General features: G+C 39.2%; 24 protein-coding genes. 21 read left to right on the forward strand and 3 right to left on the reverse strand.

Annotated elements, in window-relative coordinates:
• Complete coding sequence (locus AC5WOF_RS16730) at positions 1–579, reverse strand: 3'-5' exonuclease (protein ID WP_496051092.1); 579 nt, start codon at positions 577–579, stop codon at positions 1–3.
• Between the two features lie 93 nt (positions 580–672).
• Here AC5WOF_RS16730 and AC5WOF_RS16735 point away from each other — a divergent pair, with 93 nt between their 5' ends.
• The 17 genes from AC5WOF_RS16735 to AC5WOF_RS16815 all read left to right on the forward strand — a co-directional run bounded on the left by AC5WOF_RS16735 (position 673) and on the right by AC5WOF_RS16815 (position 15,131).
• Positions 673–1,644: an XkdF-like putative serine protease domain-containing protein gene (locus tag AC5WOF_RS16735; protein WP_496051093.1), complete on the forward strand. Its 972-nt coding sequence runs from the start codon at positions 673–675 to the stop codon at positions 1,642–1,644.
• Between the two features lie 15 nt (positions 1,645–1,659).
• Entirely contained in the window at positions 1,660–2,604 is a 945-nt protein-coding gene (locus AC5WOF_RS16740) for a phage major capsid protein (protein ID WP_496051094.1), read from the forward strand.
• A gap of 4 nt (positions 2,605–2,608) precedes the next feature.
• Complete coding sequence (locus AC5WOF_RS16745) at positions 2,609–2,791, forward strand: hypothetical protein (protein ID WP_496051095.1); 183 nt, start codon at positions 2,609–2,611, stop codon at positions 2,789–2,791.
• On the forward strand, positions 2,788–3,195 hold the full coding sequence (locus AC5WOF_RS16750; protein WP_496051096.1) for a hypothetical protein: 408 nt from the start codon (positions 2,788–2,790) through the stop codon (positions 3,193–3,195). Before AC5WOF_RS16745 ends, AC5WOF_RS16750 begins: the two co-directional genes overlap by 4 nt.
• Complete coding sequence (locus AC5WOF_RS16755) at positions 3,176–3,700, forward strand: HK97 gp10 family phage protein (RefSeq protein ID WP_496051097.1); 525 nt, start codon at positions 3,176–3,178, stop codon at positions 3,698–3,700. Before AC5WOF_RS16750 ends, AC5WOF_RS16755 begins: the two co-directional genes overlap by 20 nt.
• Positions 3,697–4,158, forward strand: a complete 462-nt coding sequence (locus tag AC5WOF_RS16760) for a hypothetical protein (RefSeq protein WP_496051098.1) — start codon at positions 3,697–3,699, stop codon at positions 4,156–4,158. Before AC5WOF_RS16755 ends, AC5WOF_RS16760 begins: the two co-directional genes overlap by 4 nt.
• Positions 4,159–4,519: 361 nt before the next feature.
• Complete coding sequence (locus AC5WOF_RS16765; protein WP_496051099.1) at positions 4,520–5,461, forward strand: phage tail tube protein; 942 nt, start codon at positions 4,520–4,522, stop codon at positions 5,459–5,461.
• Positions 5,462–5,536: 75 nt separating this feature from the next.
• Positions 5,537–5,941: a hypothetical protein gene (locus AC5WOF_RS16770; RefSeq protein WP_496051100.1), complete on the forward strand. Its 405-nt coding sequence runs from the start codon at positions 5,537–5,539 to the stop codon at positions 5,939–5,941.
• Between the two features lie 170 nt (positions 5,942–6,111).
• Positions 6,112–8,577, forward strand: coding sequence for a phage tail tape measure protein (locus tag AC5WOF_RS16775; protein ID WP_496051101.1), 2,466 nt, complete (start codon positions 6,112–6,114; stop codon positions 8,575–8,577).
• On the forward strand, positions 8,578–10,029 hold the full coding sequence (locus AC5WOF_RS16780; RefSeq protein WP_496051102.1) for a distal tail protein Dit: 1,452 nt from the start codon (positions 8,578–8,580) through the stop codon (positions 10,027–10,029). It begins immediately after the preceding gene.
• A gap of 8 nt (positions 10,030–10,037) precedes the next feature.
• Positions 10,038–12,638 (forward strand): phage tail spike protein, encoded by a 2,601-nt coding sequence (locus tag AC5WOF_RS16785; RefSeq protein WP_496051120.1) that lies wholly within the window; start codon positions 10,038–10,040, stop codon positions 12,636–12,638.
• A 7-nt stretch (positions 12,639–12,645) separates the two neighbouring features.
• Complete coding sequence (locus AC5WOF_RS16790; protein ID WP_496051103.1) at positions 12,646–12,942, forward strand: hypothetical protein; 297 nt, start codon at positions 12,646–12,648, stop codon at positions 12,940–12,942.
• 11 nt (positions 12,943–12,953) lie between these two features.
• Positions 12,954–13,085 (forward strand): XkdX family protein, encoded by a 132-nt coding sequence (locus AC5WOF_RS16795; protein WP_496051104.1) that lies wholly within the window; start codon positions 12,954–12,956, stop codon positions 13,083–13,085.
• Between the two features lie 52 nt (positions 13,086–13,137).
• Complete coding sequence (locus AC5WOF_RS16800; protein ID WP_496051105.1) at positions 13,138–13,440, forward strand: hypothetical protein; 303 nt, start codon at positions 13,138–13,140, stop codon at positions 13,438–13,440.
• Positions 13,441–13,452: 12 nt separating this feature from the next.
• Positions 13,453–13,695: a hypothetical protein gene (locus tag AC5WOF_RS16805; RefSeq protein ID WP_496051106.1), complete on the forward strand. Its 243-nt coding sequence runs from the start codon at positions 13,453–13,455 to the stop codon at positions 13,693–13,695.
• 2 nt (positions 13,696–13,697) lie between these two features.
• On the forward strand, positions 13,698–14,387 hold the full coding sequence (locus AC5WOF_RS16810) for a peptidoglycan recognition protein family protein (protein WP_496051107.1): 690 nt from the start codon (positions 13,698–13,700) through the stop codon (positions 14,385–14,387).
• 120 nt (positions 14,388–14,507) lie between these two features.
• Positions 14,508–15,131, forward strand: a complete 624-nt coding sequence (locus tag AC5WOF_RS16815) for a histidine phosphatase family protein (protein ID WP_496051108.1) — start codon at positions 14,508–14,510, stop codon at positions 15,129–15,131.
• A gap of 77 nt (positions 15,132–15,208) precedes the next feature.
• Here AC5WOF_RS16815 and AC5WOF_RS16820 read toward each other — a convergent pair whose 3' ends face one another.
• Both AC5WOF_RS16820 and AC5WOF_RS16825 read right to left on the reverse strand, forming a co-directional pair.
• Positions 15,209–15,958: a hypothetical protein gene (locus AC5WOF_RS16820; protein WP_496051109.1), complete on the reverse strand. Its 750-nt coding sequence runs from the start codon at positions 15,956–15,958 to the stop codon at positions 15,209–15,211.
• A gap of 94 nt (positions 15,959–16,052) precedes the next feature.
• Entirely contained in the window at positions 16,053–16,577 is a 525-nt protein-coding gene (locus tag AC5WOF_RS16825) for a hypothetical protein (protein WP_496051110.1), read from the reverse strand.
• Positions 16,578–16,917: 340 nt separating this feature from the next.
• Between AC5WOF_RS16825 and AC5WOF_RS16830 the strand changes: the two genes are divergently transcribed.
• The 4 genes from AC5WOF_RS16830 to AC5WOF_RS16845 form a co-directional block, all read left to right on the forward strand.
• Positions 16,918–18,051 (forward strand): type III PLP-dependent enzyme domain-containing protein, encoded by a 1,134-nt coding sequence (locus AC5WOF_RS16830; protein ID WP_496051111.1) that lies wholly within the window; start codon positions 16,918–16,920, stop codon positions 18,049–18,051.
• A 13-nt stretch (positions 18,052–18,064) separates the two neighbouring features.
• Entirely contained in the window at positions 18,065–18,790 is a 726-nt protein-coding gene (locus AC5WOF_RS16835) for a class I SAM-dependent methyltransferase (protein ID WP_496051112.1), read from the forward strand.
• Positions 18,791–18,794: 4 nt separating this feature from the next.
• Positions 18,795–19,634 (forward strand): aminoglycoside 6-adenylyltransferase, encoded by an 840-nt coding sequence (locus AC5WOF_RS16840; RefSeq protein WP_496051113.1) that lies wholly within the window; start codon positions 18,795–18,797, stop codon positions 19,632–19,634.
• Positions 19,618–20,086 (forward strand): L-tyrosine/L-tryptophan isonitrile synthase family protein (locus AC5WOF_RS16845; RefSeq protein WP_496051114.1); only part of this gene is annotated, 469 nt, incomplete at its 3' end. The genes AC5WOF_RS16840 and AC5WOF_RS16845, both read left to right, overlap by 17 nt.

A 20,086-nucleotide genomic window follows, 5' to 3' on the forward strand; every position in this document is an offset into this window, starting at 1 on the left:
TTATAGCTTTATCTTTTTAATTAAGTCCCAAGTAGCAAAGCAATCGGCTAATGCCCGATGCTTGATGGGATAACCTACGGCATTCTCTAAGGAAATACCTTGATTACTTTTCAAAAGATGCTGGTACGCTCGGCATAAGCAGATCATTTCGATAAAGGGTGTTTTGATTCCCCACATTCGATTCGTTTGTCTCAGGTATTTTAGTTCTGAAAAAGAACCAAAGGAAAGTATTCTTCTATGTCTGTACCGTAAAATTTGATAAACCTCTTTATGAACTTGTTTCCAAGTTGGAGCATTTTCCACCATTTCATTGGTAATGCCATGAATTTGAGTGCTTTCTTCTGAAATTGGATGTATTGGCTTAATAAGGGATCGGTATTGTACTTTCCTTCTTGCATCAATAATAGCTATCTCGATAATTTCAGCAGTTGTACTTGTTGAAAATCCAGTTGCTTCTATATCGAGAATCGACCAATCATAGCTCTTTTTTAAAGAAGCAAATAGTCTTCTTGCTTCTTTGCGTCGATTACGTTTTAACTGTTCTTTCTGTAACTGTTTCTGATCGAGTTCAGTGATCATATTGGTTACCTACTTTACTAGATTTCCTTATTTGATTTCGTAGATTCCATTATTACCAATTTTGTATAGAAAAATAAATGTGGAGGTGACCACATGACTGAGTTAACTGCACCAGTAATAAAACGAAATGATGAAAAACGAATTGTCTATGGTCCTGTCCTGATACCCGGTGAAGCTGATCACGATGGAGATGTTGTTTCTATCGATAAAATTGAGCAAGTAGCTCATGATTTTGCAGAGAAATATGGCAACATCGATCTCATGCACAGTCTAAACAATGTGGGCAAGATGGTAGAAACCTATCTTTCTCCTTTTGACCTTACTTTTGAGGACATTACAGTGCCAAAAGGATCGTGGATGATGGGAGTTCGAGTAACAGATGAGGAGTCATGGGAAGCAGTGAAATCCGGAAAGCTCACAGGTTTCTCTATCATGGGAATTCGATCCACTGCAATCAAAAGCAAAGAGGAGACAGCAGTGAAACGAACGACTCTCGCTGATCTAGGGGAGGAGTGGATTGTGAATGCAGTGTCTTTGGTGGATGAGCCTGCTGTTCCTAAGGCGAAATTCCTTGTTGTGAAATCCAAAGAACCAGAACAACCCAAGAATACTGGATTCTTTGCCAAGTTAAAACAAGCCTTGAGCCGAAACGAAGAGTCTGCTGAATCGGAAGGAGGAGAAGAAATGACAAAAGAAGAAATTCAAGTGTTTATCCAGTCCTCTGTCAAAACAGCAATGCAAGAGGTATTGGAGGACTGGATTCCACCGCTGGAATCCGATGATCCCGTAACAGCACAACAACAAGAACACACATTGGCGGAACAACCCAACCTAGAGGAAACCGAAGTCAAGCAAGAATCAGAGGATGATATAACCCTTAGTAAACAAGAATATGAAACCCTTCTTGATCAGATTCAAGACATGGAGAAGGTAGTCGAAAAAGCCAGAGGTTTTGGGCTTTTTTTTCGTTCCAATAAGTTAAAAGGTCAAGATCATGATTCATCTGAGCAGCACAAACCAATCGAACAGGATCGAGATATCTTCGGTCGCCGTATCCAGAAATAGAGAGGATGAGATGGCATGAACACACAAGAATTATTAACCAAGTTAGATGGTGCAGTGAAAGCTATTACTCGTGGAGATATGGGACAAGGGTTACTTACTCCCGAAAAAGCAAATCAATTTATTCGAGTGGTACAAGACTCCACTCCGTTGTTGTCGGCATCTCGTCGACTGACGATGAATGCCCCTACTCGTGACATTGACCGCATTCTGTTTAATGGTCGCATTCTAGCTGGTACGGGTGGAGATCAAAACCCAGTTACCAATGAAAAGAAAACGGTCCCTTATTTAAACAAATTGGATGCCCAAGAGCTGGGCGGGTTTGTTGGAGTTACCGACACCACGTTAGAGGATAATATCGAACGTGCCAATTTTGAAGATACGATTATTCAATTATTGGGGGATGCTACTGGGCGAGATTTGGAGTACTTGTTTCTGGCAGGAGACAAATCCCTTTCTGCTGATCCCCTGCTCAAAGTAACGGACGGCTGGTTAAAGAAAACAGCCAATAAAGTAACAGGTGGAGATGCAGGAACACTCTCCGCCAGTCAGTTTGATAAAACCAAGGTCGACGATTTGCTGAATAAACTGCTGTCGGTTGTGCCCAAGAAGTATATGACGGATTTATCGCAATGGAGATATTTTGTGACTTGGGACATCTTAGATGATTATCGGGATGCTTTACGAGAAAGACAAACGGCTCTTGGTGATTTTGCACAAACCGGAGCAAACCAACTGGCGTTCAAAGGAATCATTCTGGAGTATGTTCCCCAAATGCCATTGGGAACAGCACTGCTCGCCCCTCCCAACAACTTAGTCTATGGATTGTATCGGGATGTAAAAATCGAACCAGATCGAGTACCAAAAGAGAGAAAAACCGATTTTGTCGTGACGGTGCGTGCAGATGCTCACTTTGAAGACGAGAATGCTTCTGCTGTTGCGACTGGATATGTAGGAGTGTGATGAAATGAAAGTAAAAGTACAGAATACATCCGAGCGAGTGGTGGAACGATTGGGTTACTTCTTCCAACCAAAAGAAGAGCAAGAGGTTGAAATCTCTCACCCACGGCATCACACTTTACTGGAAGCGTGTCAGTATCTACAAGTGGAAGAAATCAAAGATAAAAGAAAAAGCAGTAAGACAGGGTGATCAACATGTATGGAATGCCCAAGCAAATTCGAGAACTAACAGGAATCCAAGCATCCAGCTTTTCCAAGACGATGTCCGAAGAAGAGTTGGATGCTGTTTTATTGCAGTGGATCAATCATATCAGTGTAGAGATCGATACCCGATTAAAAGAAACTGTCACAAACAGTGACCCTAGATATGGTGGAGTAGAAGCCATAGCACTCCGTACCCTATCGAAGTTCGTAGGATATGCCATTCAAAATCGAACAACCAAGGTTGTACAAATTGGGGACTTTGCAATTCAATTGCTTAATGCATCTGATGTCATAAAAGATTTGAGTTGGGAACTCAAACCTTACGCGAAAAAGAAGATTGCTGTTTTTCTTTCCTCCGAGGTGATACTTGATGTCAGTACGAGTGGATGAGGGTGAACTTCGGGAGATTGCAAGGAAGGCAGCCGAAGCAGTAAAACAAGCAGTACGATTAACTGCAGTAGAACTGACAGGCAACATTCGAGAGAACAGCCCAGTGGATCATGGACGACTAGCTGGATCATGGAATATGAAGCCAACGGGAGCTTTGAGCTACAAGGTTTATACAGCCGTTCAATATGCTCGTTTTGTAAATGATGGAACAGGTGTATATGGATCTTCAGGAAAACCAATCCAATCCAAAAAACAAGGGAAAACGATTATTCCTAAAAGCCCCAATGGTGTTCTTGTCTTTGAAATCAATGGAAAAACGGTATTTGCAAAATCGGTGAAACAACCTAGATCCCCTTTGGTATTTCGTGTAGGTGGAAAAACGGTACATGCCATGAGCGTGAGAGGGATGAGAGGAAGAAAGTATGTGGAGAAATCCATTTCCCAAACCGAGAGACGAAAAGCAGAGTTTGTAGAAATGGCATTGGTGAAGGCAGGGTTAACATGAGTTATACCATCGATACCCGTAACCTAGCAGAGATAAGAAAAGAAATAAAAGATGCCATTCTGCAGAAGTTACAAGAGGTGAGAACAGCTACCTTATCCCCTGTTGTTTCGATTGTATATGGGGATCAAATGGAAGCAGGAACCATCGAGGAAATGCCTGTCCTATGGATACTGCCTGTTTCCCATCAGCCGGAATTTAAAGGAGGACATACCGCACTCCATGATTTCATCTTTGATTTTGTGGTGATGGTGCATGATTTGGAATCCATCACAGGGAAAGAGTTAGCCGAAGAGTTAACTGCAAGGGTATATGACATAATCATTTCAGATCGAACATTGGGGAAGAAAGTATTTGATGTTCGAGCCTTAAACTTTGATCCAAGCTATGAAGCATTTGCCAATTCCAATGTTTATTGGGCGAGTTGTGAATTTGCTTTTCGGATTCAAAGGAGGGAATAAGAAAAAGTTGTGGCTGGACTTTCTCTATCACATGGTATGTGACAAGGATATCCAGCCTTTTGCATGACGCCTTTTCGGTTGAAGGCAATCATACAAATCGGTGTCACACGAGAATCAGGAATCCGGTTCCCCGTCAGGGTTCAGAAAGCGACCCCAGTCCTCGGAAGGGAGAACAGGGAAGCTCAGGCTGGCGATGTTGAGAGCCAACCTCTCGTCCACTCCGTAGAGAGGAGGGTCGTCAGATCGAAGAAGAGAAACCAAATTCTCAGGAAGATTGCGCATCTCTACTCCTCGTTGCGATGCCGACTTTTTTTTATTATAAGATACTACTTTTTTTATGTATATAGGGAGGGATTTTCAATTGGGCATTACCAGATATTTCAGCTATGGAGAAGAAACCATCTTTGGAACACCTGTATTAGCAATAGAAACCATCGATCCAGAATCAGCCGAGCTTGATCCCAGTGGAGATCAGGCTCTTATTTATGAAGGAGTGTCGAGATTAGATCGAACGGTAGCACCTGCTCTCTATCGGAGTGAGGGTTCTTTGTCTACTCCTGTTGACCTTACTGCTTTTCCTTGGTTTCTCAAATGGGCATTGGGTGGATATACCGTAACCGGAACAGACCCAACTTTTACGCATCATTTTTTTCCAGAGCAGTCCGCTTTGATGAAATCTTTTACTGCTAGGGTGGGAAAGGATGTATTGGAGCACATCTTTACCGGATGCGTAGTTGGTTCTCTTTCCTTGGAATTGGATGACGGATTTTTCAAAGGTAGTGTAGATATTGTTGGAGGAGCAGATCAGAAAGGAACACTTTTAGCCAATCCAACGTTTACGCAAGGAGAAATCTATGCTCCTCACCAAGTTACTGCGGAGATCAATGGAGTGGATGAGTCGGCAACTATCGAAAGTTTCTCCATCAAGATTGAGACAGGAGCAGATAACGAGGCTGGCCGTACCATTGGTTCCCGATTTCCAAGAAGAGCTTATCGAGGGGCTTTTTCGGTTGAGATCGAATTGGGATTATCTTTTTTCTCTACTACCCAATTGGAGCGATTTTGGGGAACGGCAACGGGTCCAAGTACCAATAAACTAACGGAGATCGATACCAACATACATGTAGGAGATAACATGGATATCTTGATTCCACGAGCAGTTTACACAGCCATGTCCCAACCGCTAAGTGGTCGAGATCGGATTGAACAGTCTGCTACCATCCGAGCTTTGGTGAAAGCCGATGGAACAGGACCGATTGAGTTTTCGATCAACAACAGCAAGGCAAGTTATATCCCAGTGTAGGAAAAATTGTAGGCAATCATTGCCGGCATTACTTCTGACAATCTTTCCTATAGCAAAGAGAAAGAAGGTAAACAGATGACGACCAAATTAACACCTGCACTTCTTGCAGGGAAATCTTATATCGAAATCGTTCGTCTGAAAGTAGAGGGTCAGACATTTGAAGTAGAGATTCGTCCCCTTACGCATATCGAAAAAAGACAAGTAGAAGCCTGTGAACAAGCATCAGTGAAAGTAAATACGAAGAGTGCAGGGACAACCGGAAAACTGAACACACAAACGTTTGAAGTAAATGCTGGTGAATTGGTACGAGATCAAGGGAATGCACAATTAAAGGCAGTTGCACTGGGAACCGTAGATAAGGAATGGAACGAAGAAACGATCAATCAGCTATGGAAATCCGAATGGGTGGAACAAGTCTACCAGCGAATTGCTGAAATATCTGGATTGAATCGAGCGAAACAAGACTCCTTTCGTGGCTAGCCATGAAGCAAAGGAGTTTTATTTTTTTGTTCGACATCTTCATATGTCTCCAGAATCGTATGCACAGTTAACCGAGTTACAAAAACAAACCCTAATTTATCACTGGAACGAAGAACAGAAGGCAGAAGAACGCAGAAACAAAAGGCTGGCGAAGAGTAGGAGGTGAGGAAATGGCAAATAACATCGTTGAAATTGTGGTGAAAGGAATTGACCAAGCCTCCAAAGTTTTGGAGAGAGTGTCTCAAAATGCCGAACATTCCTTTGCTAACGTGGGGGATGCGGTAGATCGAATAGAAGAGAAGCTCCGTACACTCCCTGAACCCAACTTGGATATTCATGTTCAAGAAGAACGCGCAAAAGCAGAACTAAAACAATTGCAGAGAGAAGCGGATGTCGCTACCAGAGATCGGCATATCACGATTACGGCGAAGGCAGGACAAGCACTCGCTTTGCTTCGTAAAGTTAACGAACGAATGAATGAAGTAGGTCAGCGTGGACGAGAAGTAGGAGAAGGGATGATCGATTTCTCGGAAAACGTAGCGCAAGGGTTAACCGTTCCTATTGCTTTAGTAGGAGCATTGGCGTTTAAAGCTACGGCAGATGTGGATCATGCGTTGGCGATCCTCTCTGCTCGTGTAGGCGGGGTGAAACAAAGCATTCAGCAAGTAACCCCTATTGTGAAAAGTGTATTCGATCAAGGCTTGGGAGAAAGTTTAGCGAGCGTAGCAGATGTGGCTGGATATGCACGAACCAAATTAAGCAGTTTGTCTACGGTTCAGTTGGAACAGATCATTGTTCAAGCAGAGTCTTTGGAAAAAGCTATTGGGACGGACGCTGTTGGTGCGATTGATGAAGTGATCGCCATCATGGAAACCTACAAAGTATCTGCATCTCAGGCGATGGATTTAGTGGCAGCAGGATATACCGAAGCGGATTTGTCCGTTGAAAAGTTAACTGAGGGATTGAAAAAGAATAGTACAGAAAAACAGAAAGCTGCTATCGTAGCAAAAAACCTAAACCAAAAGTTACAGGAGACAAAAGGGCGAGCAGAAGAAGTGGCGAAAGCCATGCAGACATCCCCTTATGTTCAATTGATCGCTCAATGGCGACAACTACAAGAAGCCTTAACTCCCATTGGCGAACAGTTACTGGCTTTATCCCAGCAATATCTCCCAATGGTCATTCAGAAGGTACAAGAATTTGGGCAATGGTTTGCATCCCTTTCTAAATCTTCTCAGGTAGCGATCATTGGATTTACCGCATTATTGGCGGTGCTTCCCCTTGTTACCATGTTTCTTGGAGCTTTGGTTATGACGGCATCTGCTCTTATTCCTCTGTTTGCTGAGATTGGAGGAACAGCAGGATTGGTCGTAGCAGGGATCGCTGCAGTAGTAGGCGTGGTTATGCTTTTAATGAACTATGTTAAAGGATTTCGAGAAACCGTAACGGCTCTGTGGGATGGATTTGTTTCGTCTATCTCGAACAGTGCCAACCAATTTGGGACCTATATCCAGCCAATTCAAGATTCCTTTTCTCGGCTGTGGCAAGGACTACAACCGTTACTAGGGAGTATTGGTGTATTAGTGGCATCAGCGATTGCCATTATCCTTCCTCTGATTAATGGATTATTTCGGGCATTAGGTCCACTTGCCACTTTAATCGTCAATGCCATTTCGTTAGCTATCAATACACTGAGTATGCTGGTCGCCTTTCTGGTTGGGGACTGGCAGGCAGGACTACAATTTTTAAACAATGCCTCAACGGAATTTGCAAATATTTTTATGAATTTGTGGAATGTACTAGCGGAGTTTGTGATGGGAATCGTTGATACAGTAGTGTCCATGCTCATTGCTATGGGTGTCAATGTAAACGCTATTCTATCCTCCATCGCTAGTTTTTTTGTGAACATTTTTCAATCTATCTATAGCTTTACTATCGGGGTCATGAGTGGGATTGCAAGTAGCGTTACTACTGGGATAAGCCTAGCGAGTTCCTTTTTTTCTGCTGGCATTCGATCCATGCAAGCAACTGCGTCTAGCGGATGGAATGTGATTCTTTCCTTAGCAAGAGGGGTTCTTTCTGGAATATCTGGCACTTTTCGTAGCTTACAGAGTGCACTTTTTGGTATTTGGTCGGGAATCCGTTCTGCGGCTTCTAGTAGCTGGAACGCAGTGAAAAATGCCATTATTAAACCGATTCAGTCTGCTAAATCGATACTACTTGGCATTATTTCTAGTATCCGCAATGCCTTTGCGAGTATGAGAATCACCATCCCGAAACCAAGATTGCCAAGGATCAGCATTGGCAGCGCTTCTACTTCCATTGGTGGGATTAGTATCCCTTACCCAACGTTTAGCGTTTCATGGTTTGCCAAAGGTGGCGTGTTTAATCAGCCAAGCGTAGTTGGATTAGCGGAGCGAGGACCAGAAGCGATTGTTCCGTTGTCTTCGTCTCGAATGCGTCCTTTTGCACAGGCCATTGCGAAAGAATTACCGACTGGTGGAAGTACAGGGAATACGATTACCAATCAGTTTTATATCCAAGCAACAATCCGAGAAGAAGCAGATATCCAGAAACTTGCACAGCAATTAAATCGATTGCAGAACATCCGAGCAAGGGCAGGAGGTGTGCGGTAATTGGCGATTCGCTTTAATGGACTCGATCTTCCTTCTTTTATACTGGTCAATGATATTCATGTCTCCCTTGTTCCTCCTATCAAACAAACAACGATTTCGGTATCGGGACGGGCAGGCTCCTATGATTTCGGCAATGAGTTAGGAGAACGGAAAATAACCGTAGATATCACGGTTGAAGCAAGCACCTCTTCGGAACTACGTTCTAATCTTCGGCAATTAGCCACATGGCTGTATTATGAAGATGCAAAACAACTGATCTTACTAGATGAACCAGATAAGTACTATCTAGCTAAAGTAACAGATGAAATAGAAATCAAACAAAATATTAGTATCGGACAGGGATCGATTACCTTTTGGTGTAACGATCCTTTTTCTTATGCTGTTCAGGAGAAGGTTGTCTCATTGAGTCCAACCGATGAGACACCTGTTACTGTCACCAATAATGGAAATCAAGAAGCGTCCCCTCGATTTCAAATGCAGTTTACGCAAAATACAACCGAGTTTGCTCTGATATCGGGCGAGGACTTTTTATATTTTGGACAACCTCTGCAACAGGATACCCAAACTGCAGCCCAGACAAGAGTTACGATGCTCAATGATGATATGTCTTCCCTCACTGGTTGGACAAGCGGTGTTGGAGTAGATGGTGGAGTGATTGCAGGGTCATTTGCTACAGATGGATTTCGTTTCTCCCAATCAGGAGGAAACTATGGAACCGGTTCTGCTTGGCATGGGGCAGCCGCTGTGAAAACCATCGCAACACCCATCCAAGATTTCACGATGGAGGCTTCTGTCTCCTTAAATCCTACTGCCAATAACCAAATGGGACGAGTAGAGGTCTATTTATTGGATGTGAACAATGTGGTCATCGGAAAGATTGCCATCAAAGACATGTCCGTCAATCTGGAGTCGCCACAACTCGAAGCACGAGCAGGGAATCTGGCATCGGGGACATTATTTGTCGCTTATCGAGGAAAAAAAGAAGGGTATTGGAAAGATTTTAGTGGAATCTTGCGTTTCTCTCGGATCGGAAATAAGTGGACATGCCTTGCCGCTATTATCGATAGCAATGGAAGATGGATCAAGCAGTTTACCTACTCCTTTGTGGACACCAAAAATCTCTATACCGCCAAGCTCTCAGGGGTACAGATTCATGTAGGGGCTTATGCTTCGTATACCGTTATTCCTATCAATCGATTGTATGTTACGAATGTAAAGATAACCCAAGAGAACGTCCCAACCAGTACTCAAGTTCCTTATATTTTTGCGGCAGGAGATGTACTGGAAGTGGATTGTGCGACAGGTTCTATTTGGAAAAACGGGGAGCCATTTTTCGCAGATTTAAACCCTTCCAGTACGTTTATTCAGCTTCCAACTGGAACGAGTGGAATCTCTGTCATGCCAGCTATTATTAGCAATGGAACGATCACTTTTCGGGAGAGGTGGTTGTAGTGTCCAATATGTTTTTGTTAAATGTGGATGGAGTTGCATTAGGAATACTGAGCAACGATCTTCCCAATGCTTGTCCATTCTGGAACGACACACACACTGAGCAGTTGGAGCATGGATTACTGACGTTGGAGTTTACGATTCCTGCGAATCATTCCACTGCTTCCGTTCTTACAACAGAGGGCTATATCATGTATCCGACAGAAGATGGCGAATGGCAACTGCTCCAAATCAAGGAAATAACGGATCAAAACCAAGATCACAGTTATACCAAACTAGTATTTTGTGAAAATGCGGCGGTATCAGATTTACTCGGTCAGATTGTCCGTCCCGTTACCTTAAACAGCCAGAGTCTCGAACAAATCTTTACCTATGTGTTGCAAGGAACAGGATGGTCATTAGGAAGAACCGATTATGCAGGAGTGAATGATTTTCATTTTGATGATTATCTCACTGCACTAGAAGCAGTTCATCAAGTATTGGATGTGTTTGGAGCAGAGATTGTCTTTCGGGTGGATTTCACTGGATTACGAATAAGCCAAAAGTGGATCGATATAATGCGACGAAGAGGACAGGATACCAAAAAGATGTTTACCTTTGGACTGGATTTGGTGGATGTCGAGCGGGTGGAAGATACGAAAGATTTGGTAACAGCTCTGGTTGCAGTAGGTCAAGCGGATGCCAATGGAAATTCTTTGACGTTTACAAGCTATACCCCACCTGCTAATCCAAATTATGAGAAAGTCAATGATTGGGTAGGAAGTACTGTTGCCCTTCAACAGTTCGGGAAAAATGGGAAGCACATCTTTGGCGTGTACAAAGATGACCAAGCAACCAATGCGATTGAGCTATACAACAACTCGATTAAGAAATTGGACGAGCTATCCAAACCACGCACCACATACACCATAAATGTCGTGCTGTTGGAACAATTGACCGGATATGAAGCACATCGGGTTCGTTTGGGAGATACAATTCGGGTACAGGACACCACGTTTCAACCGGATTTATTACTCGAAGCAAGGATCATTGAGAAAAAGAGGAGCTTATCCGATCCCACTCAAAATAGTGTTACACTTGGAGAATTTATTCCTATTGTCCCTTCTCCGATGGATGGAATCAAACGAATCCAAAGTATCATTCAACAAAACCAGAGTAAATGGGACACCGTTTCTGCTTGGGCGACGACCGATACCAATGGACAAGTGGTTTTGGATGGACAAAAAGTAAAAACGAACAGTCTTCCATTGGATCGAACCGCAGGTGGTACGATGACGCTTACTGCTAACGACAGCATCGTGATGCTGGCAGATGATGAGACACCTGTTGGACAACTGAGTGGAACATCAGGTGGGTTTAGTGTGTTAGCTGCGGGACAAATTGAGTCGGATTCCGTAGTGTCACGGAATACAATCGATTATTCGATATATGTAGACCCAATAAACGGGGATGACAACAACAGTGGAGCAGATGGAGATTGGGTAGCAGCCAAGAAAACGCTCCAATCCGCTTTTGATTCCTTACCCAGATTTAATGAAGGAACCATCACCATATGGATCAAGGCTGGAACAACTTCATGGACAGAAGGAACAGAACTTTATTTGGTTGGAGTAAGTGGGCCAGGAACCATTATCATCAATTTCCAAGCTAGAACAGCTATTCTCAATAGTCGGATCAACATTTTCAACTGCACCAACCATGTATTGATTCAAAATGGCTCTATCAAAAACCAAGAAGTATTTGTATCCAATTTCTATCAAGGATGTTTGTATACCCAATCCGTTACCAGAGTTACCTTGAAAAACATGTATTTCGATGCACGGGCAGGTGCAAAACTAGCTTATTGTATCGCTGGTCTTTTTAACTCCTATATCCAAGTAGATAGTTGTGAAGCCTACAATGGGTTCAATGCTCAAATTGTTTCTGCTTATGGTTCTCGAATTGACTTACAAGGAACGGGATGTAAAGGTTCTGGAGGGCAGTATGGGCTTTATGTGGTTGGATCTTCTATGTTAGGAGGGACAGGCGCACAACCTACTGGATCAACGGGAAGTATTTTAAAAGCACAAAGTGGTTTTTGTGACAGTGTCTTTACTACAGATGCAGGAACAGCCCCAAGTGCAGGAACAACTTCGACCACGACTACCACTTGGACGGCAACTTCTACGCTATCTTGGCGAGATGCGTATGGAGGTTGGAGGAGCGACAATAATTATGTCTATCAAGGAGAGTACAGCGGTTATGGAAACCATCGAGGCTGTGCTTTTTTTAATTACAGCAATATTCAGTCCAAGCTATCAGGGAAAACCGTGAAGAGTGTGCAATTGTATCTCTATCGTCGATCTGGTGGAACGAATGCTGCTCAAGCCATTAATGTGTATACCCATAATTTGACCAGTGCATCCGGCACTCCAGTTCTTACGTTGCATAAGTCATCTGCAGGGAGCTATGCAGTAGGACAAGCAAAGTGGATTACCATTCCCAACTCTGTTGGAGATAGTTTGAAAAATGGAACGGCAAAAGGAATTGCTCTTTATTCTTCTTCTGGTTCTCCCTATACCGTTTTCAATGGAGGATCGAGTGTACAACTGAAAATTACTTATGAGGGGTGAGGATGATATGGCCTATCAAATCGTTTTATATGATGAAGATGAAGTGATTCTAGATGTTTTGCCTTCTCTTGAAAAAGTGGTAGTAGAAGGGAATACGATTTGGTGGGCAGGTGGAGGTCTAGTGGATGTGAAGTCCTCTTTTCTTGTTTTGGATGAATCTGTATCTGTATCAGAAATAGGGAGTGCTATAGACATATCTCTAAAATCATTGGATCAAAAAAGGAATCTAAAAAGTGAAATCTCCAGAATACAAGCTGATATAGAGGCTAATCAGGAAGCGATTAATTTCCTACTCGGTTTATAAGGAGTGAGATCATGTCTAGTCGATTATATGCCTATTTCTTTACTTGCTGGAAAAACGGGACGATTACTCAAGATCAATTACAAACAGCAGTAACAAAAGGATATATCACCCAAGAAGAATATGAATCGATTATGGAGAGCTGACAAGCTCTTTTTTTGTGGTTTTAGGAGGTGATTTTCATTAGGAGGCGATAACATGAAAGAACCGCAAGGAGCATCCATTTCGATTAATCAGATGTATGAATTGATGATTCAGTTGGACAAGCGATTGGATCGCATTGAAACCGATTTAGCTCTCATCAGAGAAAAACAAAGTAATGAAGTTCAGCATTTAAGATTCGAATTGGACAAATTGGAAAAGGAACTAAATGAAGTAAGGCAAGAGGTAAAACAAGCACATGAAAAAATCGCAAACCGAGACCGAACATGGGTAGGAATCTTTCTTACGGGAATGTTTGGTCTTTTTATTTGGTTGATCCAACAGAATCTTATTCATTAGGAGGAAAAAGTTATGGCGTTTACCACATTAGCAACAGTGATCTTTGCTGTATGTCAGGCTGTTAATATTGCATTGCCAGATCGGTTTAAAAAGTTTATTCCTGTAGTTGCTGTTATTCTTGGTTCTGCAACTGCCTTTTTTGGAGATGGTGATTATATTGCTGCTATATCTGCCGCCCTTACTGCTATTGGTTTTCATAGTGGAGTGAAGAATACAACAGAAATCAAGCTGTTTGCTAACAAGAAGGGAGAATAAGGATGGAGATAAAACAACGTTTGATTCCCGCCAAATACACGAACATTCGACCTAGAATAAAGCTAGTTCCCAAATATATCACGGTGCATGAGACGGCGAATTTGAATCGCGGTGCAGATGCTGCGGCTCATGCTTCTTTATTGGAAAGAGGAAATTCACGAACTGCAAGCTGGCACTTTTCGATTGATGATCACCAGATCATTCAACATATACCAGAAAACGAGGTAAGTTGGCATGCTGGTGATGGGCAGAATGGTACAGGAAATAGGCAAAGTTTGAGTCTGGAGATTTGTGTGAATCAAGATGGGAATTACGAAAAAGCCAAGGGAAATGCCATTTGGCTTATTCAATATTTAATGAAGAAACACAACATTCCAATTGGACAAGTAGTACCCCACAAAAAATGGAGTGGAAAGGACTGCCCTCATAAGTTATTGCCTCATTGGAGTGAATTTATCAATAAGATAAAAGGAAGTGTCACATTGACTGAAATCGTAGATGATATGTATGATCTTTCATATCTCAAAGACTATAAACTTATAGGACTCCGCGGCACAAAACAACCTGAAGAAATACATGATAAAATAACTTGGGCTATGAAAGCAAGAGCTAATTGTGTGTTGCTTACTAAGCGTGGTTATGATCTCAGACTATTACAAAAGGCTTTAAATAGGATGTATCCGAGTGAATGAAAGTATAAAAAGGGGAATCTTATATGTATTCCCCCTTTCCTGTATAATAGTTACTTGTACCTAACAATTTTAATTTCCCTAATAAAAATTGATTATCCATTCACGAAAGGTTTGATTTTGTTGGATACCACTATTTATATAGTAAGACATGGACAAACAGAATGGAATTTAGAAGGACGTTTACAAGGAAGACTAGACTCTCCGTTGATAAATGCTGGTGTGGAGCAGGCTAAGCAATTAGCACAACGCTTGCAGAATATATCCTTTGATTCCATTTATTCCAGTTCAAGTAATCGTGCATTTTCTACTGCACTTCACTTGAGAAAAGATCGAGCAATCGAAGTGAACAAATCAGATCACCTTATGGAGATGGATTTTGCAACTTGGGAAGGTAGAAAATGGAGTGAAATTCAAGACTTATTCCCTAAAGAATTACTCCTCATGAATGAACAACCAGAACGTTTTGAAGCAAAGGAAACAAAAGGAGAAACTTTTCATGATATTCAGAGGAGATTAGCATCATTTATTGACCAAATTTTAAAACAACATGCTGGACAAAACATTTTACTCGTATCCCATTCCATTACAATTAAGGTGCTGATTAACTATCTCCGAGGCGGAAATTTAAAGTATTTATGGGATGGACCAGATATTCATTGGGCAAGTCTGTATGAAGTTGGTTTTGCAGAAGATAAAACGAAAATATTTTTTGAAGGAGAGGAAATCCTCCCTTTGCAATATTGAATTACAACATGACCTGATCAAAATAATGGTTTAGGTCATTTTTTATAAAGTTAAGTAATCTAGCTTGTATAATAGTCTTAGTAGGCAGTGAAAGATGGACCTGCAACTTCATAGATCTTTAATTCATTACTTTCCTCTATTTTTTTGTGAACCTCAAAAAATTCGATATTCATTTGGTTAAATTTCTTCTGATCCCCAATTTGGGTGTAGCATAGTAGCAGTTGATATAATGCGTCATGCTGCAACACGGGAAGATCTCTATTTTTAGCTAATTCATTTGCTTTTTCAAGATGTTCAATAGCCTCAAGTATTTTATTTTGTTTCCTCGTAATTACCCCATACACTACCATTAATTTTATCAATCGTCGTATATCCACCTTGTGCTTTTCTGCGATATTTTTTGCTATAGATAGATGGTATTCTGCTTTTGTCCATTCTTTTTGCTTCGATTTCAATGCTCCCAAGTAAACATGAGCATCTACAAAACGGCGAGGATATTTAAAATCTTCGAATAGAGCAACCGTATTAAAACACGTTTCCGCTTTTTCATGATTACCTAATTCGAAATAAATAGTACCTAGTACAATCAGTAGACCGAAAGTTCGATTTCTATCTTTATTTTGTCTAGCAGTATAAATCCCTTCTTGAGCACATTCAATTGCTTCATCATATTTTTTTGCAGTTTTTAATAGTTGTGATTTGAATTTATATAGATTAAGACGCACTTTAATAGGTTCAATGTCATGAATATGATCCCAAATACTATTGATTAACTCTAGGGCAAGTTCACGTTGACTAAGAGCAATCAAATAGAGAATTTTATTCACGATTAGTAAGTATTTCAATTCTTTTTTTGAAGTGCTCTCATTAAAAGATTCCAAACCCTGATTAACGTAATTTAATGCATTTTCGATGTCTTCTTCATAGTAATAAATAGCAAGTACTTAAGGTATTAAAACATGAAGGTAACAAATCTGGTTGAATATAATTATTTTTTTCATGAAGGTCAATCACATTAAAAAAAACTTCCTTCGCTACTTTAAAATCATCTTTTTCGTAAAAATATTTCCCTTGTATATATTTTGTAAGACATGCAAGTGGATGGAAATCAACAATATGAATTTCATCTAGAATAGATTTAGCTTCTGTTGAATTTTTTTCGTCAATTAGTATCTGAGCTAATTCTAACTGAAAATGCAAATCACTAATTTCTTTCACTATTTCCTTCGTCTTAGTCAATACATCTTCTTTCGATAATCCTAAAGAAGTTAGGTATTGAGTTAGGGTTTTTAGATTGATATTTCCCTTTCGATTTTCAATGTTTGATACTGTACCTCGAGAAAGTTTATTGCGAACATCATCGATAATTCTTCCAGAATCTATCCTTGTCTTTTTTGCAAGGTAAGTAATTAATTCAAAATCCAAAATTTCAAGGATATCTTCCAAAGTATTTCACCTCATACAGGATGTGATGTTTTTTCTGCATGAAACTATTTTCCTCTTTTTATATGAAAAATCCTTTTGTGGCATCTATTTTCAATTTCGGAAATGAAATTTAGTATAAAATGCATTAAAAATTTTTAGAACAATATGATATCAGCTCTTATATGAAGTTTTATTTCAATCTTATTATAAAACTTCATAAATTATGGAAATTATAGTTTACCTGTTTTAAAATAAGAGTATCCATTAAATAGTCTTGCATAAACCAATTATTTCTTATGTTCACCTTATTTAGATCTTTTAAATTAGAAGAAGACTCGTTCTTTAGAAGAGAGGTGTAAAATTGTTAGTTGAAACGCCATGTTTCATTGTAAAAGAAGATATCCTAAGTGAAAATTTGGAAAACCTCAAGCAAGGAGCCACTTTGTTTAAAAAATCTATCCTTTCTTATTCAGTTAAAACAAATCCACTCCCATGGCTGATTGATTACTTTAAGGAGCATGGTTTATATGCGGAAGTGGTTTCGGATGAAGAATATAAATATGTTTTATCTAGGGGTTATGAAAGAGAAAAGATCATTTTTAATGGACCCATTAAATCAAGGAAAAATTTTTTTGAAGCTCTCAGTAATGATTGCATAGTTAATATCGATTCTATGAGGGAGATCAAATGGATTGCGGAATTGTCTACGAAAAGCAAGATTGGGTTACGGGTTAATGTTTACAATGAAGATTTAACAGGATTGATTTACCCAGAAAGTAGATTTGGATTCTCTTACGAAAATGGTGATATTAAACGGATAATCGATATGCTCAATGAAACAAATACGTCAATCAAAGGGCTTCACTTCCATTTTAATAAGAAAGACAGATCAGTACAGACATATCAATATATCTCAAATTTAGCCATCCGTATCATTAATGAGTTCGGTTTAAAGGTAGATTATATTGATTTTGGTGGAGGATTTTTAGGTGGTAGAGGAAATGATTTTTCAAATTATACAAAAGTAATCAAGGAACAATTTGAGAAAAGCCAAATAAATATCGATGAAATTTGCATGATATTTGAGCCGGGAGCGGCTTTAGTCGCTACATCAATCGATTTTATGATGAAAATTATTGATAAAAAGATCATAAATCATAACATCTATCTAACTACAGATGGCAGCAGAATTTACACTGATCCTACGATAACGAGTAAAAAGTATAAATATAAGATTAACACATCCAGTGATGATTATATATTCCAAAAACAGATTATCTGTGGATTCACATGTATGGAAAATGACAGGATAATGGAATTTAATGAAGGAAAAAGATTAGAAGAAAATGACATGATATTAATTAGGGATATTGGTGCTTATACCATGTCGCTATCTCCGATATTCATACTTGGTCCCCCTAGAGTTTATTTACTAAACAAAAACAGTGAATACGAACTAATTCGCAAAAACATGGAGTTAACTGGATTTTTCTAAAAGGGGAGAAGTCATGTTTGAATATGAAAAAAAAGATATTGTAGATAGGTATGTGCAGGATGTTAAAAAAATTGGACTATGGAATTCAGAGAAAGAAATCTTCGCCAAATTTGTTCATAACGATGATTCTATTTTGGATTTAGGATGTGGAGCAGGAAGAACTACCTTTAACTTGTACAGTATGGGATATACAAATATTGAAGGTATAGATTTATCTGTCGATCTTATTAATGAAGCAAATAAATTATCCAATGTGATGAATTACGAAATTACGTTCAGACACATGGATGCAAGAGAATTAAAGTACGATAATCAAAAATTCGATTGTGTGTTTTTTTCTTACAATGGTTTATTCACCATTCCTAAATACGACGAACGATCAAAAGTACTAAAAGAGGTATGGAGAGTTTTAAAAGATGATAGATTCTTCATATTTACAAGCTACGATAGAAACGGTAACTCTAAGTATTTAGATTTTTGGTTGAAGGAAAAAGAACTGTGGGAAAGTAATCAACAACAGAAATTACTGTATGAATATGGAGATAGATATGTAAAGTTTAATGAAAATGAATTTGTATTTATTCATGTTACTGATGATATTGAAGTTGAAAAAATGATAAAAGAACAGAACTTCAAATTGGAATATAAGCAAAAGAAAAGTGAAATTTGTGTTCCAAGTCCACAAGAAACGGGTGTTTATGGCGACTGTATTTTCTATATAGTTAGAAAAATGGGGTGAATATGTGAGTTTCTTAGATGAGTTTTCTAGATACGTTAGCAATAACGAAGACATGGAAATATGTTTGTTGTTGGGGTCGCTTGCAGATCATTCACGAAATAGAAGTGATGATTTATCTGATTATGATTTTTTTATTGTTACACCAAAAAGTGATTATTATCTTCATCAAATAGATTGGCTGCATTTTTATGGAGAACCAGTACTTTACTTTAACGATCCTATTTCGTTAGGAGTTGGAACAGAACTTAGAGTTATTTTTACAAATGAAGTTGTTACAGATATTGCAATTGTGGATTTACCTCAGTTTGAGCGACTAAAAGAGAACAAAATATTTTGCGAAAAAATTTTAGGGAGAGGTTCAGTTGTCATTAAAAATAAATTAGGACCTGATATTCTTAAATGTAAACCTAAGGTAGATATCGAACCAAACAGTTTAGAGTGCAAATTTAATAGAAAAATAGACGAGTTTTGGATAGATATCTACAACATTTACAAACATATTCAAAGAAAAGATTATTTCTCAGCGAAATATGCTTTCGACAGAAGGATTACTAAATTATTGATATTTGTTTTGGAAGAATCAACTAAAATAAACACCAATAAAGATGTGCTGTTTAATGGAAGATGTATGAATAGATGGCTGGATGAAGAAGATTTTTTCCTAATGAACGAAATATCCTCATCTATTTCTCATGAACAATTGTTGCAAGCCATTAATAAAGCAATTTTGCTTTTTGATAACAAAATGGATGATATCTTTAGAAAGTACAATTATTCAAAGCAAACCAGTAGAAATAAAATAGTAAATAGAATCAAGGATAAGTTAAATGATGTTGAAATCTAAATTGAGGAAATTGATTATCTCCTATTGCCATGGCGAAAATAGGTCACTCGTAGGAAAAATCATCGATGAAAAATTGGAATATTTCATAAATAATAATACATCAATAAATTTTATTATGCCGGCTTTTCCCGGAAAGTCACCCAATTTAAATTCAACTTTTACTGCAGGTGTTGGGTTAGAAGAAATTTATGCGTTGAAGACAATAGATGAGTTCATTTCTAAAATAAACTGTGTATATCAATTTGGTTGTAAGTTTACTATCATCCATGATGGTCATCTCTTTTATGATCTAGGTATAACTAGAACTGATGAACAATTAACAAGTTATGTGAAATCATTTATTAAACTTAAAAGTGACTCAATTACTAGTTACACATTAAATGACTTGATGGGTAGTGATTCATTTAGTGTATCAAGAAACAAATTTAAAAAGGAATATGTAGAAACCAATA

The sequence above is a fragment of the Shimazuella sp. NTD250 genome (assembly GCF_059510375.1).